This window comes from Candidatus Methanogranum gryphiswaldense (assembly GCA_019262145.1).
In the GTDB taxonomy this organism is placed as follows: Archaea; Thermoplasmatota; Thermoplasmata; order Methanomassiliicoccales; family Methanomethylophilaceae; genus Methanogranum; species Methanogranum gryphiswaldense.
Map to the genome: position 1 here is coordinate 1,370,662 of CP076745.1, position 20,007 is coordinate 1,390,668.

The following is a 20,007-nucleotide window of genomic DNA, read 5'->3' on the forward strand; positions in this document are numbered from 1 at the left end:
TTTACACGTGAAGGGCGATCAAGACCCCATGAACTCCCAACCCGTGGCGAGCGGTGCAGAGGCTGAGATCTTTGAAACAGAATTCCTCGGCCGCCCGGCAATGGTCAAGATAAGATCGCCCAAAGCGTATAGACATCCTGATCTGGATCAAAGAATAAGATCATCTAGGATAAAAAGCGAAGCAAGGCTCATGAGGGATGCCAGAAACATAGGGGTCAGAACCCCCATCATCTATGATGTTGACATACAGGACTGCAGTATAACGATGGAGCGTATATCCGGAAGAAAGGTGAAGGACCTTTTAGACGAGGAACCGCAAAAAGCAGATATTATCTGTAGAATGATTGGAAAGGCCGTTGCAGAACTTCATAACGCAGGTATTAGCCATGGTGACCTTACCACATCCAATATGATCGTGATGGAGGATGGCAAATTGTGTATGCTCGATTTTTCTATGGGCTCCTCGAAAATAGAGATAGAGGACATGGGAGTTGACATACGTCTCTTGGAAAGAGCATTCAGCTCCGCACATCCTAAACTAAAAGGTTCCTATGAGATGCTGATCGAGGAATATTGTGCAAAAAAGACCAATTCCAAGATCATCATGAAAAAAGTACAGGAGATCAAGGACAGAGGAAGATACACATGAAACTGGCAGTGATCACATCCAACCCTGGAAAAGTGAAAGAGTTCGAAGAGTCATTAGGTCACCTGGGGATACAGATGGAGCATCTACGCCACCCGTATGATGAGGTGCAGACCTCAGACCTTGAAGAAGTGGTCCGCAAGGGAATGAAAGAAATAAAAAAGGATGGGATCCGCGATTTCATAATAGATGATTCAGGACTTTTCGTTGATTCCCTGAAGGGTTTTCCTGGAGTTTGGTCTGCATATGTTCAGAAGACAATTGGTAACAAAGGCATACTAAAGTTAATGAAAGATGTAGAAGACAGAAATGCTGAATTCAGATGCTGCATAGGTTGCGATATAAAAGGTGAGACGATAATCGTAACAGGAGTGTGCAGAGGAACAATACTGCAAAAGGAACAGGGTATTGGAGGTTTCGGTTACGACCCCATATTCACATATGACGGAAAACTCTCCTTCGCTGAAATATCCACTCAAGAGAAGAATAAATTCTCACACCGCGGAACTGCAATAGATTTTCTTGTCCGTGAAATGAAAGAAAGGAACCTCATTTGACGATACCCTTATCTATAAATTATATTATCCTCCAGATAAGGGTCTATGGGCTAGCCTGGTATACTTGTGGCTTTGGGAGCCATTGACCCCGGTTCAAATCCGGGTAGACCCACTCATACTTTTCTGACTACTCTTTTTTCGTCTTGTTCGTTTTCATTTATTTTGTCCACATTTTTCTGTAAAAGTTTTTTATGATCTTGTAATACTCTCCTCATACCAATACGTATAATCGAATATCTGTGATCCTCAACTGATTTCTAAAATAATATATACGAAAATCACAGAACTCCAAAAGAATCCTTTCAGAATTTATGACCTTCACCCTCCGATATAGGCCGCGAAGATAGATAAAAACAAAGCAAATAACATGATCATCAAACCTTCTGCAAACCTCTTACCCTTTCCAGCCGCAGGATCTATATGAGAGCCTACAAAGAATAACGATATTGAGGCCAGTATTGCAGCGGCATCCAATGCATCGGACCTCTTGTCTATGGTAACAAGGGCTATGATCACAGGCAGTGTTGTCAATAATGTTATGAAAAAACAAGATATGGAGCTGTACATCATATTTTTACGATCGCTCTTCATCTCCGAATGCGTCTCTACCTTACCGTTGATCACTACATCAACGCCTTTGATCTTATCTTCCTCGGCGAGAACATCGAATATCGTACTATCCAGTTCATCATAGATCTTCTGACGGTATTCATCATCATCTCTCTTCTGCCGTATGAGCTTTGCATATCTTTTTTGGGTTGCGACGTCTATCCTATAGAATATTACCATATCTATGGCGCCCCATACGAAATTCATCGCTACGATCATGGTTACGAGTTCCCACGGAGAGATGTATGAAAGAATACCTACCCTTGCAGCTACTATGAATGTTAGGGCCATTACAAATCCATAAAGTATCTCTTGCACAGCCAACTCTGGTCCAGTATATTGCAATAGTTTCTCTGTGATCTTGTGGTTCATACTATGTTACTAAAACACATTACTTATATTTTTTATATTAGTATAAGCAAAAGCGATAATGTAACAAACTATATCCTATATACTGTTTTAGATAAATATATATGATATATAGGATGATATATATTACATCGACATTCAATATATACGATTCCGAGAATCTTTTACTTAAGGTGTAAGACCTTGAACAAGAACATGAAATTACTGACAGTCCTCATTGTTGCTGTCGTCGTGATTGCAGGGGTCGCTTTAGTCCTCAGCAAAAACAACGGTGGCAACAGCGAGAAGACCACGATCGTTATTCAGGGATCCACAACGGTTGCCCCTATAATGCTCGCGATCGAAAGCATTTACGAAGAAGATAACAACGTAGACCTTCAGATCACCGCAAATGGATCTGGTGCAGGAGCAGCCGCTGCCATAAATGGAACAGCAGACCTTGCCATGCTCTCCCGTAACCTAAAAGATTCCGAGACATCTGCAGGTCTTGAACAAACCATCATTGGAATGGATGGTATAGCAATAATTTTCAATAGCTCAGTTACAGGTGTTACCAACCTAACAGTTGAACAGGCCGCTCAGATATTCAGCGGAGAGATCACCAACTGGAACCAGGTCGGAGGAAACAACCTTGACATCAACGTCATATCAAGAGAAGAGGGATCTGGAACCCGTGACGGATTCGAAGCTGCATTACTTGCTGCCGACTCCTCCTATGAATTGGTTGATGACGCCATCATCTGTTCCAGCACAAACGCCATGATGAATGTGGTTGAGAACACCGGTGGCGCGATCGGATACATCAGTATCGGATACATAGACACCACAAACACAGACATCATCGTGTCTGACTTGGACGGCGTAGAAGCCACTGAAGATAATGTTCTCAATGGTACCTACGGAATACAGAGAAACCTTGTAGTCGCAACAATGGGAGAACCTGAGGGAGCAGTAGCTGACCTCATCGATTGGCTCCTCAGCGACGAGGGTCAAGCATACGTTGCAAGTGAAGGATTCATTCCGATCATATCGACGTGAGGTTGACCAAATGACAAACACTCAGGACGGATTCGCAAAAAAGAAGAAGATCGACACGGATGGAATATCCAAATATGTCCTCATGGCGGTCGCCTCTCTGACCGTCCTGATCCTTTTCTTCATTATATTATTCATTGTATACAATTCAACAACTGCGATATCTGACATAGGGTTCTGGGATTTCATAACTGGAACGAAATGGAAACCCTCATCTGGACAATACGGTGCCGCGACTATAATCGTAGGTACTCTGTTGGTCACCGCGGGTGCCATCGCATTTGCAGTACCTGTGGGATTGGGCGCCGCGATATATCTATCAGAAGTTTCGCCTGAACGTCACAGAAGATTCTTAAAACCCACCGTAGAACTGTTCGCAGGGATACCCTCCGTCGTCTACGGTTTCTTTGGATTACTTGTCCTGGTCCCGTTCATGTCTGAACTGTTCCATGGCGAAATGCCGACAGGATTCTCCTGGCTTACAGGTTCCCTCTTGCTAGGGATCATGGCATTGCCCACGATAATCTCTGTTTCAGAGGATGCATTGAAAGCAGTACCTCGCTCTTATAGAGAAGCCTCATTGGCCATGGGTGCCACAAGATGGGAGACCACCAGAAGGATAGTGGTACCAGCGGCCATATCTGGTATATCTGCAGCTGTGATCCTTGGGATAGGAAGAGCCATTGGTGAGACAATGGCCGTCATGATGGTCACAGGAAATGCAGCCATATTTCCAGAACCGCTCTACAATATATTCTCGTTCGTGAGAACGATAACAGCAACATTAGCCTTGGAAATGCCAGAAGTTGTGGTCGGAAGCACTCACTATTCGGCATTATTCTTGCTTGCCCTGATACTGATGATAATAATATTGATTGTGAACTTCACAGCAAAATACATAGTAAAGAAGGTCAAGAAAAAGTTTGAAGGAGATGTGAAGGAAACCCGCATATCTGACTTCCTCAAGAAGGACAATATAAAAACACTGATAGATTCCATGAAACTAGGATTGATCTTCCTAATAATCCTAATGGCAGCATCATTGTTCGTGAACATTACGATTTCAGCTGTCATCGCTTTGGCGATCACCATCGGATCCAAAGTGTTCACGCGGTTCTACAGTAAAGTATCCAGAAAAACAAAGCAGAGGGTCGCTCACACAGGACTTCTCTGCATTGTCCTATTTGTGGTAGCGATGCTGATCGTGATAGTCGGCGATATCACGATTAACGCACTGCCCGCCCTATCCTGGGATTTCATAACCCAATACCCCAAGGATTCTGGTAGATCAGGCGGTATCTTCCCTGCAATAGTTGGAACATTGGAGTTGGTCGCAGGGACTGCCATAATAGCATTGCCTATAGGAATATTCTCAGGAACATACCTTGCAGAATATGCAAAGGACAGCAAGACCACGAATATGATCAGACATGCCATAGACGTGCTTAACGGAACGCCCTCGATCGTCTTCGGACTATTTGGAATGGCAGCCCTGGTGATATACACCGGTTGGGGCTATTCGTTGATCGCTGGGTGTATTACATTATCTCTCATGATATTACCTGTGATAATAAGGACCACCGAAGAAGCGATCAAGAGCGTACCTGGTGAATTGAGAGAGGCCTCCTTCGCCATGGGGGCCACCAAATGGCAGACAACGACCAAGATCGTATTGCCGGCAGCATTGGGCGGCGTTATAACCGGTTCCATATTGGGACTTGGACGTGCGGCGGGAGAGACCGCGCCTATCATGTTCACAGCAGTGGTACTTATGCAGTCCCAATTATCGACATCGATATTCGACCCTGTGATGGCCTTACCGTATTACCTATACTATCTGGCCACAGAAGGTACTGCTGACTCGTCCGTACAATACGCTGCAGCCTTCGTACTGCTGGTAATGGTGCTATCCATGTTCGTGATAGCTTCGATAATAAGAGAACGCAGCGCAAAGAAAAACAAATGGTGAGATCAAATGAGTGAAATAATACTAGACATCCAGAATGTCAACCTTTGGTACGGTGATAAACAGGCACTCTTCGATGTGAGCATGCCTGTTGAGAAGAACAAGATCACCGCTCTCATAGGTCCTTCTGGATGTGGAAAATCGACGCTCCTCAGGAGCATCAATAGGATGAACGACCTGATAACAGGCTGCAGGTTAGAAGGGAAAATGGACTTCCGTGGGGAGGACATATATGATCCTTCCAACGATGTGAATTCAGTAAGAAAGAAGATAGGTATGATCTTCCAGAGACCGAATCCCTTCCCAATGTCCATAAGAGATAACATAACCTACGGACCGAAGATCCACGGCATAGAAGACAAGAAAGAATTGAACGAGATAGTGGAGAAAACACTCCACCATGCAGCACTCTGGGATGAAGTAGGGGACAGACTGGACAAGCCTGCACTATCCTTATCCGGAGGACAACAGCAGAGATTATGCATCGCAAGAGCTCTTTCCATAAATCCAGATGTTCTCCTCATGGATGAACCAACATCTGCACTTGATCCGATAGCGACATCCAAGATAGAGGACCTTGCATGCGAACTCCAAAAGGAATACACGGTGGTCATCGTCACCCATAACATGCAACAGGCTTCGCGTATAAGCGACAAAACAGGCTTCATGTTCATGGGAAAAATGATCGAATTCGGAGATACCGAGGGGATATTCAACAAACCTAAGGAAGAGACCACTGAGAGATACATCACAGGAAGATTTGGGTGAGAAAATGAAGAAATTCGAAGACGATCTTAATAAGCTTATAGAAACCACAAATGAGATGGGTGACCTTTCATTGTCATTATTGGAAAGGGCCATAACCTCATTCAGGAACAAGGATACGGAATTAGCGGATAATGTCATCAAAGATTTCGAACGCGAAACCTTCTTGAACGAGATCATTGAAGAGGATTCAATAAGGATCCTCACACTCTATCAACCGACAGCGATTGACATAAGGACCGTATCGACGATCATGAAATCCATAACCTACCTGGAGAGGATAGGCAAGAACGGCAAGAACATAGCAAAAGTAGTAAAATCGCTTAAAAATCTGGAAGACACAGATATTGTACCTGAGATAGAAGAAATGAGTGACATTGCTCTCGAAATGACGAATATCGCTATAGCGGGTCTTAAAAAAGATTCAACTGAAAATTTTGAAAAACTTAGATGTCTAGATGACAAGATGGATAATCTGAGAGACTCAGCACTCATGAATAGCCTATCCAAAATTCACCAATGTCCAGATAAGATCGATGTGTGCATGTATTACATGTCCATGTCCAGATATCTAGAGAGAATCGGAGACCACACCTGCAAGATAGCAGAGAAAGTAACCTATATGGTCACCGGAAAACATGTGGAGATAGACTCGTAAAAACTATTTACTATATATTTTTAATTTTAACAATATATTATTAAAGAGGAGAATGTGATATGTTAGGCGTGGAAATAAGAAAAATACAGATCACTGGTGGCTCCTCATACATGGTCACTCTCCCTAAGGAGTGGGCGGAATCGGTCAACCTCAAAAAGAATGATCCTGTAAGATTAGAGGTTCAACCCGATGGAAGTCTTCTAATAAGTACAAAGGAACCGACGGAAAAAGCTAGCAGTATCAAAAATATCTTGGCACATGAAGACTCGATATTACTTTACAGACAATTGATTGGAGCATATATCTCGGGACACAAAGAGATCAGAGTCTATTCAGAATCCAGATTATCTGGCGCAGTGACAGAAACAGTCTCGAGATTCACACAGACATCCATTGGATTGGAAATTGTCGAAGAAGACGATGACCACATATTGATGCGGGACCTAATGAACCACAGCGAAATGAGACCTCAAAAAAGCATAGAGAGGATGAGAGTTCTCGTGAACAATATGCTCAACGATGTGTATTCATCCGCTGGAAACGCTTCTGTCCTAATGAACATGGATCAGAGAGACACAGAGGTAGATAGGATCCACTGGTTGATATCCAGACAAGTAAGTATCTATCTTAAGGATCCATGGCTTTGTAAAAAGATGGATGTCCGCCCATATGATGTATCCAGATGTCTTACTGCCAGCAGGATGATGGAAAGGATAGGGGACCACATCGTGATAATCTCCAAGAACCTCATAAGGCTAGAAAGCGATGGAAAAGGTACAGATGTCGACAAAGGCATCAAAGAGATCGGAACCGACATGACAAAATTATTCACTGCTTCTATGAACAGCTGGCTAAAAAAAGACATGATGCTTGCGGAAAATTGCATCGAAGTCTCCAACAAGACCGTCGACAAGATCAAAAAGACATTCAAAAAAATAGAGATAGATACTGATACCGCGTCCCCAACAAACACCATCGCCGCAAGTACCAGGAGAATCGCCGAATACTGCGCCGATATTGCAGAACAAACCATAAACGCCGCAATGGAATGATCAAGAACTATGATCCGATATCTGTTCCGAAGAACCGTGATTATCCACGGTTTTTCTCAGATATTCCATTGTCTGGGTGTATTTACCATCATTATCTACATTCTGGCACATTTTATTGACAACTTGAATGTAGATGTTCATCTCTTCATTGGAAACGCCCTCTAATAACATATCCAATGTCTGGTCCAGATCTTTCTTTAGATCATTAACAATCTCCTTGCCTTTATCTGTTAAGAATATGTTATATTTTCTTGAGTCCTCACAAGGACGATCATCGTATACATATCCTCTATCTTTGAGATATCTTATTGCACGTGTTGTGTTGGCTTTATCAAAAAAAAGACAGTCGGAGAGACCACCTAATGTGTGCTCTCCGGCGTCCAAAGCAAAAAGATATTTGAAATGAATCATTGAGATCCCGTAAAGTTCCTTCGTCTTTGCATGCCTTATTTGAGATTCCCTTTCGAATATTCTCATTGCAACCGGCATGAAAAGCTTCCAGTACTCCTTGAGATCCTTGTCCATTTATGATCACTCCTCGCTTGTTGTTTCATCCGATACTACTTCTTCAATCTCTTCCTTATTTTTTGCTTTGATGAAGAATCCCACGAATAGAAGAATTATCATTATTATTCCACCTACAAAGAAGGCAAAATCGACACTATTGGCAAATGATGTTAGAACACCATCGTATGCAGCTTGACCATATTTAACGAATATCTGTGGAAGATAGTTCAATATCCCAATATCGTGAGGATAATTATTGTAGATCTCCGGAGAAACATTTACTGCCAATTCTGAAGATATCCTCTGCGCGATAAGCATGGAGAATATCGCTGTTCCAGATGTGGCACCTATGGAACGCATAAGGTTCACAGAAGATGTAGTCATTCCCATCTCATCAGGTCTGGCACTGTTCTGAGTCACCACCATTACAACAGACATCATGCATCCAAGTCCCAATCCAAGGAAGAAGAGACACCAGACCATGCCCATTACATCTCCTCCATATTTGAGTCCCGACATCATCCACAAAGATGCAAAGGTGATTATTGGACCTGCAATAAGCCATGGTCTATAACCCGTACGATTCAACAAGCCTCCACTCGCAAGAGATGTTATCATCATACCTATAACAAGTGCCACAATCACTTCTCCGGCTTCCAGTGTAGTTAGTCCGTAAACATAGATCATGAACATCGATGCGTACGTCATTGCCCCCATCATGCCGATACCGAATATCATCATGAATATCGCGCATGCCACCAGAGTACGGTCCTTGAATATGTGTGGAGCGAGAACTGGGTCATCAGCTTTTCTTTCAACGATTACAAACGCAACTAAGAGTAGTATCGCAGCTGCAATCATTGCAAATGCTTCGATACTGACCCACTGTACCTCATCTCCTCCCCATTCCAAGAATAGCAACAGAACGATCAAGAAAGCTGAAAGGATTGCCATCCCGATATAGTCTACCTTATGAAGGGCATCAACATTCGCACTGGGGAATTTCTTTAATGTCAAAGCCAGAACGATAATGGCTAGTGGAACATTCACATAGAATACCCAACGCCAGTCCATATATTCTGCGATGTAACCACCTAGAAGGGGTCCTATGGCACTTCCGATACCGAATATCGCACCCAACGAACCCTGTATCTTACCTCTTTGCTCCGGAGAGTAAAAGTCACCGACAGCTGCCATTGCAACTGGGATCAAAGTACCTCCTCCGAGTCCCTGTATAGCGCGGAATATGATCAGTTGGTCCATTGAAGTGGACATTCCTGCAAGAACCGACCCTCCAATGAACAATCCAAGTCCGAGGAAGAACAACGGTTTTCTTCCATAATGGTCAGACATCTTTCCACTGATTGGAATCATTATGGTCTCGCATAGCATGTACGCTGTGATCATCCATGCATAAAGTTCCATACCGTCAAGATCTGCGGCAATGACTGGGGCGCAGGTCCCGACAATGGTCCCATCCAGACAGGCGATCAGCATCCCAAGCGATAACCCAATCATTGTAATTTTACGTACCTTTGGGTCTATATTGGCCCAGGTCACATTTGTTTGCATATATTTCCCCCATTACCCGAAATATCTCGAGAACGTTGTCCCTGATCAGGTATCGATAATGGCGTCCATCACAATAGAGTATAAAAATATGTTGATTCCTCAACTTAAATTACTACTATACAAAAATACAATTCATCGTAGACATAAGACGTATAAAACTTTCACTGTGTACGTAACAATATTTACAAAAATAACCTGACAACTGAATAATGATCTACATTTTTATAATACATATAAGAATCCAGTTATTATAACAATATTTATGAGGTCTATAAACACACTGCCAACAAGTGGTACAACAAAATATGCCTTGGGCGCTATGCCGTATCTTTCAAAAAGCGCATCCATATTTACCATGGCATTTGATGTTGTACCGAGGCCGAATCCTGATGTCGCTGTGACCATTGCCGCCGATTCATAATTTTTACCTGTTACTCTAAATATGAAATAATAAGCGAATATTGCAACGAATGCAACTTGTACAGCTAATATCAAGAACATCGGTGCCGCTAAATCAGATATTTGCCAGAGCTTAAGATTTGTTAACGCCATGGCAAGGAACATCGACAGTGATATCCATCCCAATGTTTCGATCTCTTTGGACGGGACTTCTTTTTTCAACGCATCAGCACCATTACGGACCAAAACGGCGATTAACATCGCACCAATGTATATCGGAAGTGTAACGCCAAGATCATCCAGACCATCATAGATCACTGTTCCGACGCCTATTGTAATCGCAATCAGTATCAAAGCTATGAGAAATCTGTTCTGATCTATCTGCGGCCCGCATGCATCATGATGACCGAACCCCTGAACTTCCTTTATGTCCTCTTCAGAAGGCTTTAGATCATTTTTTTCTACGAGCCTTCTTGCTAAAGGTCCGCCAACAAAACCACTGACCATCAATCCGAATGTTGCGGCGGCTATCGCAACAACAGTTGCCCCTTGCACACCATATGTATCTTCTAAAAGTGGCCCAAATGCAGCTGCAGTACCGTGCCCACCTATCAAACTTATCGAACCCATGGCAAGACCGAGTCTGTCGTCCAAACCAAGTACAGAGGACAGTAACACACCGATGATGTCCTGGGACAATGCCAATAATGCAGCTGCAGCGAGAAGGATCAGTACTAACTTACCTCCGCTTTTAAGCATACGAAATGACGCCATGAACCCTATAGAACAAAAAAATGTGATCATGAAAAGTGTCTGTAATGTTGTATCAAAAACGAATTCCAATACGCCTGCAGAATATAGGACAAGATGTAAAAAAGCAAAGATCAAACCGCCCACAACCGCAGCAGGTATACAATATTTACGTAATGTGCCAGATCTCTTGACCAATAAAATACCTAAAGCTAAGACCAAAGCAGCTACTGCTGCCGTTTGATACATGTCTAGCTGAAGTGTGAACACGAATTAGACTAGGTCTTACCAATAAATAAAAAGACTGCAACAAATTTTAATTCGATCAAATAAGGAAAATATGAGTGGCCGTACATATCTGCATAAAATATGATCCAACAGTAAAAATTAAAAATATCAATAAAATAACTTACTGGGTCATAGAAGATCAACATCTTTTCGTTATAAGAATTAACGAAGCATTACTGCGCTTTTGACCTCTTCTTCTGTTCTCTCGGTTTTACTCATTTTAACATCGAAATCTTCCGCAGTTATAACTACGCAGTATGTATGGTAAGAAAAATACCAACTATACTCCTTACCGTACACTTTGACCTTCAAACCGTTTTCCTTACCCCAGGCTTCTTCCCTCTTTATGTCAAGAGGGTGATACGGATGATACACAACGATGATATCTCCATTTATATTCATAAATGAAGATTTATGATCTATATTTGGAGGTATATTTTCGCCGTTGCTATTTTTTTTATACCCTTTTATTCCAGTATAGGCTAAGCCTCTCGAAAAATAAACGATATCATTATCCTCAATGAATTTACCTAGCAATTCCCTATCGAATCCTGGGTCTGAATCCCCATATAATCTGATCTTTTTTATTGAAGTCCAAAATCTAGTCGAGTCATCAATTTCTATTCTTATATGAAGGATGTCCTTATAAGAAATATTCAACATATTTACTGCATCTATCGGAATTTCTACAATCATTTGTTTTCCCCGGACTATTGGTTTAGAAGTCCACGAGCGAGAAATTTCCTCATCAAAGATTTTTTCCGTTTGAATTTCAACATACATACCATCCATCGGAGTGATCTTCATATTTCTCACTGCCTCTGATGGCAAGAATAATGCTTTTTTAGATCCAATCACACAGACCTTTGCAGTCCATGTCCAATATTTAACTGGTATATCGTCCAATATTTGATGTAATACTTATTTGATTTATATACTTATGTATTATTACTTCATTTTAATAAATATATACATTCAATATAATAATTATTTGTATAAAAAAATTAATTGCTAAAATGTGACAACCTTAAACATATAATCTCGCCTTTCAAAGAATTATCTTTGTTTGTATCAACATGATATTCTGTTTTCCTTGTGTGTTAGTGCCACAGCACTATGGAAATATCTGTATTGAAGCTCCATTTGTTGATGATATACAATCAATAATAAAAATTGAAAAAGCATAGATAACAATGATACAAAATTGGAATCTGAAATAGCGATCTAATAAAATCGATCATTAATTCAAAAATCAAATACTGAAAAAGGAATAAGTGGGCCCGTCCAGATTTGAACTGGAGTTACTTGCACCCCAAGCAAGAAGGATACCAAGCTACCCCACGGGCCCTGTATTTCGGGGATAATAAGTTTTGGGTTAAAAGGTTTACCCAGGAAGTTTATCCGAGGGGCGCGATCTCGCCGATGAGATCAGCATGAGATACGATCATCCTGCGACAGCAGTATCTGTCGAATCCCATGTCGTCGAGGACCTTTGAGGGATCCTCACCCATTCCGACGCGCTTAACGTACTCGGGGTAGGCAGAGCCTACGACCTTTCCGCATGTGAAACATCTCACCGGTATTATCATGATATCGCCTTAACGGTATGACTTCTGCTTCTTGGCACGTGCACCGTGACCGAGTGGGTTCTTCGGCAGTTTCCTTCTGTCATCGTTGACAATGAGTGTTCTGTCATACGCCCTGAAGACCGCTTCAAGCTCCTCATCCTTGTAGAATGCTACGAGCCCCTTTGCGACTGCTGTCCTCGCAGCTGCAGCCTGTCCCATGACTCCGCCACCGTTTATTATGATGGCGATATCGACCTTGGCCACTTTGTCTGGAACGAGTTCCAAAGGCTCTTTGATCTTGAGCTTTGCGAGTTCGGGTGTGAAAATCTCTAAAGGAATCTTGTTGATTGTTACCTTACCAGTTCCCTCTTTTACAGAGGCCCTTGCAACGGCCGTCTTCCTCTTTCCGCTTGTGTTTACGCAATCCATAAGATCATCTCACATTGGATCCCAGGAATTTTGAAACGGCTCCTAGGGTTGTGTATTTACCGGTGATTTCCCTTACTGCCTCCTGAGGCCTAACCATCTCGCAATCTACGAACTGCTTAGGAACCCCAACGAAGACGTGAAGTCTCCTGTAGGCATCCCTTCCAGTAGATGTTGTCCAGGGGATCATTCCTCTGACACATCTCTTGAAAAGAAGGTCTGCCCTGCGGGGGTAGAAAGGTCCTTTCCTTTTTGTTGTATCTCCGCAATCAACCTTCATTTTGAAGCTTGCGAATGTGACTTCCTTCTCTCCGGTGATCACTAGATATTCTGCGTTGAGAACGACGACCTCTTCGCCGCTCATTATCATCTCAGCGACATTACTCGAAAGTCTGCCGTAGATGAGGTTCTTTCCGTCGATAACTGTAACCATCCGAATCACCTCATGATCCTGACCTTAGTACCATGGGGATTGGCCTCCATGATCTCTCTGAGGGTCATAGTCTTACCGCCAGCGGCTTGGATGCCTGCCTTTGCTGCATCCGAAAAGTCGTACGCTGCGACGGTCAATTTTTTTGTAATGCTTCCTGCTGCAAGAACTTTTCCGGGGACGATTACCATCTCTCCGTCCTTTGCATACATCTCTAATCTGCTAAGATTCGCCTCGGCCCAGTTACTCTTTGGTTTTTCGAGCCTAAGCGCGATGTCTCGCCAGATTGGAGCTTCTGTCTCCCTGGTCTTTGCCTTAAGATCGAAGATCAAGGCAATGAGGTGGGGATTTGTCTTTGTTGTGCTCATTTTACTGACTCTCCCGACATTGGGTAACCGTCGTAAGTGTAGGTTGTTTATAAAACTATCCCGCACTGATTCTCAATAATAGAAGGATCTATGATCAACAGTATTGGACCGTAACCCTGTGCACGAAACCAATTGCGACCACACATCAGGATATCTCGATAGCCTTCCTTGAACCGGATACACACGTCACAGATATAATATTGGCGAAATTCAGAGACCATGTGCAGTGTTATTTTACCACTTACATGTAGCGCCTTATGTTAAGATAAATTTAATACCAACCCCTGCTTACAGTGACCTTACCGTGATATCATGATAAGATTCGGACCCGCCGGAATACCGCTGTCCTGTAAAGGACGCACACTTAAAGACGGTGTAGAGGACGTCCATAACCTCAGCCTAACTGCACTAGAGATACAGATGGTAAGGGCGAACGCCTACAAGAGGTATCCTGAAGAAGAAGAAGTGGGCCTCACGATGAAGGATATTACGGAAGGCTTTGTCGTGGAAGTCTATAGAGATGGAGAAGCCTTAATGCCAGATGAAGAAATTGCAGACGAGGATGAACTCGTCTTCATGCCGTCTGGAATCACAGATTTCTTTGGAGAGCTTTACGAAGTTGGCCATATGGCCAAAAGATTGGATGTTGGCCTGTCCCTACATACTCCTTATTACATGGACCTCGGTTCGAATTCAGAATTAACAAACGTATGCATGGATTCCATAAGACATGCAGGACTTATCGTTGACGCTCTTGACGGAGAGGTCGTTGTTACCAATCTGGGACTATATACTGGAAAGATACCTGATGAAGAGATAGATGCCAACATATACAGTAATGTTGCAGATCTTATGGAATGGTGGCAAGGCATGAACCTCAAACCAAAGCTCGGTGTGGAAATAACCGGACAAAGATCTGTATTTGGATCTCTTGATCAGGTTCTGGACCTATGTTCGGAAATAGATGGGGTCGTTCCTGTTATCAATTTCCCTCACTACCATTCACGCACAGAAGGGTCACTTCTGGAAGTGGATGATTTTGCAGATATTATCAAACAAGTTGAACCTTACTATGGTAAAGACAACATTCATACAGCATTCGCTGGTGTAGAACACGAAGGTGGCTACGAAAAAAGACTCACCCCTATCAAAAAGGGAGACCTCAAATTCGAGCCTCTCGCTGAAGCACTCTGTGAAGTACAACCGAGTGCGACCATTATCTCAAGCTCTCCTCTACTGGAACATGATGCCATGTACATGAGGATCATAAATGAGAGGGTCCTCAGCAAGAGAGTTGCAAAACAGATCAAAGAGAGGAAAAAGGCGGAGGCGGCTGCTACCGCATCTCCAGAGGCGTGATCTTGGAAGAAAACATAAGATATATCAACGACTGTTGTAAAACAGCAGTCAATTCCATATCTAGTGACAGCATCCAGGAATTGATAGATCTTATAACCAAAAAAGAAAAGATTTTCATTTACGGGTCCGGAAGATCTGGTTTGATCGGGCAGCTTTTTGCCGTTCGTCTTGTGCAATTAGGATTCAATGTCTATTTCGTAGGAGACATGACGACGCCCATAATAGGAAAAAATGATCTTACTATTCTCATATCCAACACTGGACATACAGTATCGGTCGTACAGACAGCAGATATCGCTCGTCGTATCGGATCTCATGTTGTATCTGTAACATCTTCCCCTTCCAGCAAACTGGCTCATATTTCTAATTCAAAGATAATCATAAACGTGCCAAAAGATTCTAAATCCCCAGAACTGGCCCCGTTGGGAACAATATTTGAGGACAGCGTACTTCTATTTTTCGATTCACTTGTACCTGAACTAATGAAAAAAATGAATGTATCAGAAGATGAAATGCGCAAGAGACATGCGATCTGGGTATGATCATATGGATTCCATGAGCACCATCTGTGCATCATTTTGCTGACCGTCTTTACATATGAATGCCTTTATGGTCCCATCCGAGGGATCTATAACTATTGCAAACCCCGTATCCTTTCCGAATACACCCATATGCGTATTGATATCCGTCTCTGACAGATAACATCCAAATCCTGGATGAGAATGATACCATCCAACAACCATCCTACCTTGAGAACGGTCCATTCCATCAAACAGGCCTTCGAAAGAATCCCTGTTGAACCTTACTCCGACCTCATTGGAATCCAGAATTGTAGTGATTATATCCGCAACGACCGCATATTCTCCCAGATCATCACGATATACAGTACCCATCATCAGGCCCATTACCTCTTTATCATCAAGATAACCTGTATCGGCATGATCTGCCATCATTTCCAGGATAGCCTCTGGCATGAAAAGGGTTGCACCTTTGACCTTACGAGGACGAAATTCCAGTACATTTTCTTCTGAGGACAATATCTTAGGCATCATTATCACCAAAATTAACACTTGCATTGAATTTAGGACGATTCGTTTGATACCATTTCGCTGCAAGAATACATGACTCTGTTCCATATGGGTTCATTGGATTAGGGTCCGAAAGTAACTGTTCAACCCCTTTCACAAATGATAAAAGCGTGGATCCGAAGGACCAGTTGTCCAATGTCTTGACACATACGTGTCCTCCGTCTTCCGGGATCATTATATTCGGATGGAAGATCGGTGTAAGCCAACGTGCTCTAGGCCGCTCATATGGATATTCCTGAGATATGGACATCATGAAAGAATGATCGCTTCTCATCTCATCCTCTGATATCCTAACAGAAATGTTTGACAGGCCGATACGTATCTCGATCGGAAACTGAACATCGTCTTTAACAAATGGTATCCTCAGATTCAGATAATCATTGAGGTCGTTGATCTCGTTGTTTATCCTCCTTATTAGGACCGGCCTTACAAGCCCCATATCACATTCCGCCTTCTGGATCCGGGATCATTTCGATCACGTCATCCTCGGAAATATTGATCTCATTGACGGTCTGACTTTTGTTGAGTAGCTTGGAACCTTTCCTTAGAACATATGCTCCAGCATTCTTTCCCCAATATTCTGCTGCAGTATCGATGATATCTTCAACCGATTCGTATGATTCCAACTCCATCCTTATCGAAGAATTGTTGAGCGTGTTAACCACAGTTATCCTTACTGTCATTTAGATCCCCCATTATCATGATTTGGACAACAGGGATCGATAGATAACTCATATGTATCCATGCTCCCGGTCTCTCCATTATAATACATGACGTTATGGATGCACATATCCTTTCTGCCAGATAATATCTTCATCGCTTCACGCACCTGTGCAGCCGCAATTATCGATGTGGTCGTTATCTCTGATGCTGTTTTAGGTTGGAATAACATGCCATTCCCCGTGCATGAGAAACGTTGATCCAAGATCTGCATATGGCTGCAGTTCATCATACACTCCATGCACGCGGTATCTGATAGTATCACCTGTACCTTACCCCTGAATCCATCCGTCGCTCCGTCTATATATGGCACTTTGTGATATTTTGCATGGGAATTTACATGAAGCCTTGCAGAAATATTATCTAAACATCCAAAGATTATATCATAATCCCACGATTCAAGATCTTGGACCTTGGATACCACTGACGTCAAATTTACATCTGGATTTAACTCGGCTGCTCTTTTTACAAGAATGTTGGATTTGAGGGTGCCTTGATCATCGGTGTCTCTAAAAAATAGGCAACGACTCAAGTTAGAAACTACGATCTGATCCATATCAACAACTGTAATATTACAAAATCCTGCCAAGGCCATGCATTTTACTACCTCATTGCCTAATGCCCCGGCTCCTACGACCAAACATTTGGCATCATGCAACCTATCCACATCTAGCCAGCTTATACGTCTCATCCTATCATAACGATCACTGTCATATTCCCTTACCCTCATACATGACAATGGTCATACCGCAATAATAATTTTAATACAGTGAAGACGATGAAGTGGCCATGGTCTCACTTCCTGAACACGATCACTGCAAGAATTGCGGCGACCCTGTACCATTTGACATGGAATACTGCTGCATGGAATGCTACAATGAATATCAGAAGAGACAAAAAAAGGAAAAAAAGAAAGAAATGATGTTCTGGGGCATAGCCTGTCTCAGTGTAGTGGTGATAATCATTGTAGCATTACTGTTGAAGTAATGCGTCCAGTGTTGACGAGACATCGTGAACACGTATTATATCGGCACCTGCCTTGGCCGCCAGCTTGGCAGCTTCCAAACTTGCATCATCACGACTGATTCCAGGGAATGCCTTTTCCAAGAATCTTTTTCTCGATGCTCCGACAAGAACAGGATATCCTCTCACAAGATGGGAACAATTCTGCAACAGTTGTAGACTTTGTTCATGTGTAACGCCAAAACCTATGCCGGGATCTATGATTATGTTCTCTTTACGAACACCAGCCTCCAAAGCCGCTTCGATCCTGAATGTGAGGAAACGCTGAACTTCCGATATTATGTCCCCTTTGAAAACATCTTCCGCCAGGGTCTTTGGGTTTCCGTGCATGTACATTATGACCACTGGAACCCCTGAAGATGCGGCAACTTCCAACATCCCCTCTCCCCTCAATCCAAAGACATCATTTATCATGGAAGCACCAGCATCGATACACGCCTCTGCCACCTCTGCTTTCATGGTATCTACAGATATTGGGACATCAGTCAGCCCGGAAAGTTCTCCGATCATTGGAAGTATCCTATCCAATTCCTCATCCGCACATACTGGATACGAACCGGGACGTGTCGACTCTCCACCGATGTCAATTATATCGGCACCTTGATCGATCATTTCCAGGGCATGCGTCAAAGCATCAGCTGAATTCAAATATCTGCCCCCGTCCGAAAAAGAGTCGGGGGTGATATTCACTATTCCCATCATCAGTGGTCTGTGCCTCGAACGAGCCAAAGATTTCCAATCTGTCATCTTATCACAGGTGGCTGTCTACCAATTCCACAAGGTCTACAACCTCTACCTTCCTGTCACCTTTGGCAGATGCCAAGTTCGTCACACAGAAAGGACAGGTGGTAACGATGATATCCGCAAAGGATGCCTCATCGAGCCTAGAACCTGCAATGGCCATCGCTGTCTCTGGATAAGCGGCCCTTACTCCGCCACCTCCCCCGCAACAGTGACTTGTAGAACGGTTGTAGGCCATCTCCTTGAAATCCACCCCGGGGAATTTCTTTATTACCTCTCTCGGTGCGTCGTAGACATCGCAATGCCTTCCGAGATGACACGGATCGTGATATGTTATCCTTCCCTTCAATGGTTTTAACTTCAGGTCCTGTTTGGCAAGGAACTCGGTCATGTGAAGGACCTCGAACGGCACATCAACATATTTTGGATATTCATGCTTGAACATCCTGTAACACCCGGCACAGGACAGTATCAGTGTCTCTACGCCTTGTGCCTTTATGGCCTCGACGTTCTTCTGCATGAGTTTAGTTACCTCTGCCTGATCGACACCTACCCTTTGAAGAACAGACCCGCAACATACCTCATCCAATGTTGTATAGTCCACTCCTAACTTATCAAGTATCGAAATGGATGCGGCCGATGTCTTCTTCGATCTGTATGTGGCCGTACACCCGGCAAAGTAAGCATACTTAGCTTTGTGTGGCTTGCGGCCCAGCGTCTCTGCGACGGATTTCTTCTCATTGAATGGGTTACCATTAGAAAGAATACTGTCCACCATCGCCTTGTGCTTCGGAAGCATGTGGCCGTTCTTGACAAGGTCTGCACGGCATGTCTCAATAATATCCACGATGTTTACCTTGGAAGGACATCTTCTGACACAATCCGCACATGTTGTACATGTGTACATGTTCTCAACAACGGAATCATCGGCTTGTATGTCTCCGTGCAGAAGACCATATGTGAGCACGATACGTCCTCTCGATAGTGCTGAATCCCATCCGATCGCTTTGAATGACGGGCACACGCTCTTGCAGAATCCACACATCGTACATGTGTTGAGTGCGTTGGAAACCTCTTTGATCTTATCTGCTTTGAAATCCTTCATATGCTC

At 43.1% G+C, this 20,007-nt stretch carries 25 protein-coding genes and 2 tRNA genes; 11 read left to right on the forward strand and 16 right to left on the reverse strand.

Annotated elements, in window-relative coordinates; translation table 11 throughout:
* Positions 1-28 precede the first annotated feature (28 nt).
* The 3 genes from KRP56_07095 (at position 29) to KRP56_07105 (ending at position 1,315) form a co-directional block, all read left to right on the forward strand.
* Entirely contained in the window at positions 29-649 is a 621-nt protein-coding gene (locus tag KRP56_07095; protein UAL07568.1) for a Kae1-associated serine/threonine protein kinase, read from the forward strand.
* Entirely contained in the window at positions 646-1,203 is a 558-nt protein-coding gene (gene rdgB / locus KRP56_07100) for an RdgB/HAM1 family non-canonical purine NTP pyrophosphatase (protein UAL07569.1), read from the forward strand. The genes KRP56_07095 and rdgB overlap by 4 nt, the downstream gene beginning before the upstream one ends.
* Positions 1,204-1,242: 39 nt before the next feature.
* A tRNA-Pro gene (locus KRP56_07105) sits at positions 1,243-1,315 on the forward strand.
* A gap of 206 nt (positions 1,316-1,521) precedes the next feature.
* On the opposite strand, the gene KRP56_07110 is transcribed toward KRP56_07105, so the two are convergent.
* A complete protein-coding gene (locus KRP56_07110; protein ID UAL07570.1) occupies positions 1,522-2,184 on the reverse strand; it encodes a hypothetical protein in 663 nt (220 codons plus the stop codon).
* A gap of 180 nt (positions 2,185-2,364) precedes the next feature.
* Between KRP56_07110 and KRP56_07115 the strand changes: the two genes are divergently transcribed.
* From KRP56_07115 to KRP56_07135, 5 genes are read left to right on the forward strand one after another with little or no spacing between them, the layout of a single operon-like run.
* Complete coding sequence (locus KRP56_07115) at positions 2,365-3,219, forward strand: phosphate ABC transporter substrate-binding protein (protein UAL07571.1); 855 nt, start codon at positions 2,365-2,367, stop codon at positions 3,217-3,219.
* 10 nt (positions 3,220-3,229) lie between these two features.
* Complete coding sequence (pstA, locus tag KRP56_07120) at positions 3,230-5,185, forward strand: phosphate ABC transporter permease PstA (protein UAL07572.1); 1,956 nt, start codon at positions 3,230-3,232, stop codon at positions 5,183-5,185.
* A 6-nt stretch (positions 5,186-5,191) separates the two neighbouring features.
* Entirely contained in the window at positions 5,192-5,950 is a 759-nt protein-coding gene (gene pstB / locus KRP56_07125; protein UAL07573.1) for a phosphate ABC transporter ATP-binding protein PstB, read from the forward strand.
* Positions 5,951-5,954: 4 nt separating this feature from the next.
* Complete coding sequence (phoU, locus tag KRP56_07130; protein ID UAL07574.1) at positions 5,955-6,605, forward strand: phosphate signaling complex protein PhoU; 651 nt, start codon at positions 5,955-5,957, stop codon at positions 6,603-6,605.
* 59 nt (positions 6,606-6,664) lie between these two features.
* Positions 6,665-7,657 (forward strand): AbrB/MazE/SpoVT family DNA-binding domain-containing protein, encoded by a 993-nt coding sequence (locus tag KRP56_07135; protein ID UAL07575.1) that lies wholly within the window; start codon positions 6,665-6,667, stop codon positions 7,655-7,657.
* Here the strand turns inward: KRP56_07135 and KRP56_07140 are convergent, their stop codons facing one another.
* The 9 genes from KRP56_07140 to KRP56_07180 form a co-directional block, all read right to left on the reverse strand.
* On the reverse strand, positions 7,658-8,182 hold the full coding sequence (locus KRP56_07140) for a hypothetical protein (GenBank protein ID UAL07576.1): 525 nt from the start codon (positions 8,180-8,182) through the stop codon (positions 7,658-7,660).
* 6 nt (positions 8,183-8,188) lie between these two features.
* Complete coding sequence (locus KRP56_07145; protein UAL08503.1) at positions 8,189-9,682, reverse strand: DHA2 family efflux MFS transporter permease subunit; 1,494 nt, start codon at positions 9,680-9,682, stop codon at positions 8,189-8,191.
* Between the two features lie 276 nt (positions 9,683-9,958).
* A complete protein-coding gene (gltS, locus tag KRP56_07150; protein ID UAL07577.1) occupies positions 9,959-11,155 on the reverse strand; it encodes a sodium/glutamate symporter in 1,197 nt (398 codons plus the stop codon).
* A 180-nt stretch (positions 11,156-11,335) separates the two neighbouring features.
* Positions 11,336-12,079: a hypothetical protein gene (locus KRP56_07155; protein UAL07578.1), complete on the reverse strand. Its 744-nt coding sequence runs from the start codon at positions 12,077-12,079 to the stop codon at positions 11,336-11,338.
* Positions 12,080-12,448: 369 nt separating this feature from the next.
* Positions 12,449-12,521, reverse strand: a tRNA-Pro gene (locus KRP56_07160).
* 49 nt (positions 12,522-12,570) lie between these two features.
* Positions 12,571-12,762: a DNA-directed RNA polymerase subunit N gene (locus KRP56_07165; GenBank protein UAL07579.1), complete on the reverse strand. Its 192-nt coding sequence runs from the start codon at positions 12,760-12,762 to the stop codon at positions 12,571-12,573.
* A gap of 9 nt (positions 12,763-12,771) precedes the next feature.
* Entirely contained in the window at positions 12,772-13,170 is a 399-nt protein-coding gene (locus KRP56_07170; protein ID UAL07580.1) for a 30S ribosomal protein S9, read from the reverse strand.
* A 4-nt stretch (positions 13,171-13,174) separates the two neighbouring features.
* Positions 13,175-13,600: a 50S ribosomal protein L13 gene (gene rplM / locus KRP56_07175; protein ID UAL07581.1), complete on the reverse strand. Its 426-nt coding sequence runs from the start codon at positions 13,598-13,600 to the stop codon at positions 13,175-13,177.
* 5 nt (positions 13,601-13,605) lie between these two features.
* A complete protein-coding gene (locus KRP56_07180) occupies positions 13,606-13,965 on the reverse strand; it encodes a 50S ribosomal protein L18e (protein UAL07582.1) in 360 nt (119 codons plus the stop codon).
* Between the two features lie 312 nt (positions 13,966-14,277).
* On the opposite strand from KRP56_07180, the gene KRP56_07185 reads away from it, so the two are divergent.
* Together KRP56_07185 and KRP56_07190 are read left to right on the forward strand one after the other, a co-directional pair.
* Positions 14,278-15,324 (forward strand): endonuclease IV, encoded by a 1,047-nt coding sequence (locus KRP56_07185; GenBank protein UAL07583.1) that lies wholly within the window; start codon positions 14,278-14,280, stop codon positions 15,322-15,324.
* A 56-nt stretch (positions 15,325-15,380) separates the two neighbouring features.
* The gene (locus tag KRP56_07190) at positions 15,381-15,866 is read left to right on the forward strand and encodes an SIS domain-containing protein (GenBank protein UAL08504.1); all 486 of its coding nucleotides are present in this window, start codon (positions 15,381-15,383) and stop codon (positions 15,864-15,866) included.
* On the opposite strand, the gene KRP56_07195 is transcribed toward KRP56_07190, so the two are convergent.
* From KRP56_07195 to KRP56_07210, 4 genes are read right to left on the reverse strand one after another with little or no spacing between them, the layout of a single operon-like run.
* Positions 15,867-16,373 carry a Mov34/MPN/PAD-1 family protein gene (locus KRP56_07195; protein UAL07584.1) on the reverse strand — a complete coding sequence of 169 codons (507 nt, stop codon included), beginning with the start codon at positions 16,371-16,373 and terminating at the stop codon, positions 15,867-15,869.
* Positions 16,366-16,851 carry a ubiquitin-conjugating enzyme E2 gene (locus KRP56_07200; GenBank protein ID UAL07585.1) on the reverse strand — a complete coding sequence of 162 codons (486 nt, stop codon included), beginning with the start codon at positions 16,849-16,851 and terminating at the stop codon, positions 16,366-16,368. Before KRP56_07200 ends, KRP56_07195 begins: the two co-directional genes overlap by 8 nt.
* A 1-nt stretch (position 16,852) precedes the next feature.
* Complete coding sequence (locus KRP56_07205; protein UAL07586.1) at positions 16,853-17,095, reverse strand: hypothetical protein; 243 nt, start codon at positions 17,093-17,095, stop codon at positions 16,853-16,855.
* The gene (locus KRP56_07210) at positions 17,092-17,862 is read right to left on the reverse strand and encodes a ThiF family adenylyltransferase (GenBank protein UAL07587.1); all 771 of its coding nucleotides are present in this window, start codon (positions 17,860-17,862) and stop codon (positions 17,092-17,094) included. Before KRP56_07210 ends, KRP56_07205 begins: the two co-directional genes overlap by 4 nt.
* A gap of 59 nt (positions 17,863-17,921) precedes the next feature.
* Between KRP56_07210 and KRP56_07215 the strand changes: the two genes are divergently transcribed.
* Positions 17,922-18,119 carry a DUF2116 family Zn-ribbon domain-containing protein gene (locus tag KRP56_07215; GenBank protein ID UAL07588.1) on the forward strand — a complete coding sequence of 66 codons (198 nt, stop codon included), beginning with the start codon at positions 17,922-17,924 and terminating at the stop codon, positions 18,117-18,119.
* On the opposite strand, the gene folP is transcribed toward KRP56_07215, so the two are convergent.
* Both folP and KRP56_07225 read right to left on the reverse strand, forming a co-directional pair.
* Positions 18,105-18,902, reverse strand: a complete 798-nt coding sequence (gene folP / locus KRP56_07220) for a dihydropteroate synthase (GenBank protein ID UAL07589.1) — start codon at positions 18,900-18,902, stop codon at positions 18,105-18,107. The two genes, KRP56_07215 and folP, sit on opposite strands and share 15 nt — an antisense overlap.
* Positions 18,903-18,906: 4 nt before the next feature.
* A complete protein-coding gene (locus tag KRP56_07225; GenBank protein ID UAL08505.1) occupies positions 18,907-20,001 on the reverse strand; it encodes a (Fe-S)-binding protein in 1,095 nt (364 codons plus the stop codon).
* Positions 20,002-20,007 lie beyond the last annotated feature (6 nt).

What these genes read in the sequence shown, in the direction of transcription:
- KRP56_07095 (UAL07568.1), top strand. Translation starts at nt 29, where the DNA reads ATGAACTCCCAACCCGTGGCGAGCGGTGCAGAGGCTGAGATCTTTGAA.
- rdgB (UAL07569.1), top strand. Translation starts at nt 646, where the DNA reads ATGAAACTGGCAGTGATCACATCCAACCCTGGAAAAGTGAAAGAGTTC.
- KRP56_07110 (UAL07570.1), bottom strand. Translation starts at nt 2,184, where the DNA reads ATGAACCACAAGATCACAGAGAAACTATTGCAATATACTGGACCAGAG.
- pstA (UAL07572.1), top strand. Translation starts at nt 3,230, where the DNA reads ATGACAAACACTCAGGACGGATTCGCAAAAAAGAAGAAGATCGACACG.
- pstB (UAL07573.1), top strand. Translation starts at nt 5,192, where the DNA reads ATGAGTGAAATAATACTAGACATCCAGAATGTCAACCTTTGGTACGGT.
- phoU (UAL07574.1), top strand. Translation starts at nt 5,955, where the DNA reads ATGAAGAAATTCGAAGACGATCTTAATAAGCTTATAGAAACCACAAAT.
- KRP56_07135 (UAL07575.1), top strand. Translation starts at nt 6,665, where the DNA reads ATGTTAGGCGTGGAAATAAGAAAAATACAGATCACTGGTGGCTCCTCA.
- KRP56_07140 (UAL07576.1), bottom strand. Translation starts at nt 8,182, where the DNA reads ATGGACAAGGATCTCAAGGAGTACTGGAAGCTTTTCATGCCGGTTGCA.
- KRP56_07145 (UAL08503.1), bottom strand. Translation starts at nt 9,682, where the DNA reads ATGATTGGGTTATCGCTTGGGATGCTGATCGCCTGTCTGGATGGGACC.
- KRP56_07165 (UAL07579.1), bottom strand. Translation starts at nt 12,762, where the DNA reads ATGATAATACCGGTGAGATGTTTCACATGCGGAAAGGTCGTAGGCTCT.
- KRP56_07170 (UAL07580.1), bottom strand. Translation starts at nt 13,170, where the DNA reads ATGGATTGCGTAAACACAAGCGGAAAGAGGAAGACGGCCGTTGCAAGG.
- rplM (UAL07581.1), bottom strand. Translation starts at nt 13,600, where the DNA reads ATGGTTACAGTTATCGACGGAAAGAACCTCATCTACGGCAGACTTTCG.
- KRP56_07180 (UAL07582.1), bottom strand. Translation starts at nt 13,965, where the DNA reads ATGAGCACAACAAAGACAAATCCCCACCTCATTGCCTTGATCTTCGAT.
- KRP56_07185 (UAL07583.1), top strand. Translation starts at nt 14,278, where the DNA reads ATGATAAGATTCGGACCCGCCGGAATACCGCTGTCCTGTAAAGGACGC.
- KRP56_07195 (UAL07584.1), bottom strand. Translation starts at nt 16,373, where the DNA reads ATGCCTAAGATATTGTCCTCAGAAGAAAATGTACTGGAATTTCGTCCT.
- KRP56_07200 (UAL07585.1), bottom strand. Translation starts at nt 16,851, where the DNA reads ATGGGGCTTGTAAGGCCGGTCCTAATAAGGAGGATAAACAACGAGATC.
- KRP56_07205 (UAL07586.1), bottom strand. Translation starts at nt 17,095, where the DNA reads ATGACAGTAAGGATAACTGTGGTTAACACGCTCAACAATTCTTCGATA.
- KRP56_07210 (UAL07587.1), bottom strand. Translation starts at nt 17,862, where the DNA reads ATGAGGGTAAGGGAATATGACAGTGATCGTTATGATAGGATGAGACGT.
- KRP56_07215 (UAL07588.1), top strand. Translation starts at nt 17,922, where the DNA reads ATGGTCTCACTTCCTGAACACGATCACTGCAAGAATTGCGGCGACCCT.
- folP (UAL07589.1), bottom strand. Translation starts at nt 18,902, where the DNA reads ATGACAGATTGGAAATCTTTGGCTCGTTCGAGGCACAGACCACTGATG.
- KRP56_07225 (UAL08505.1), bottom strand. Translation starts at nt 20,001, where the DNA reads ATGAAGGATTTCAAAGCAGATAAGATCAAAGAGGTTTCCAACGCACTC.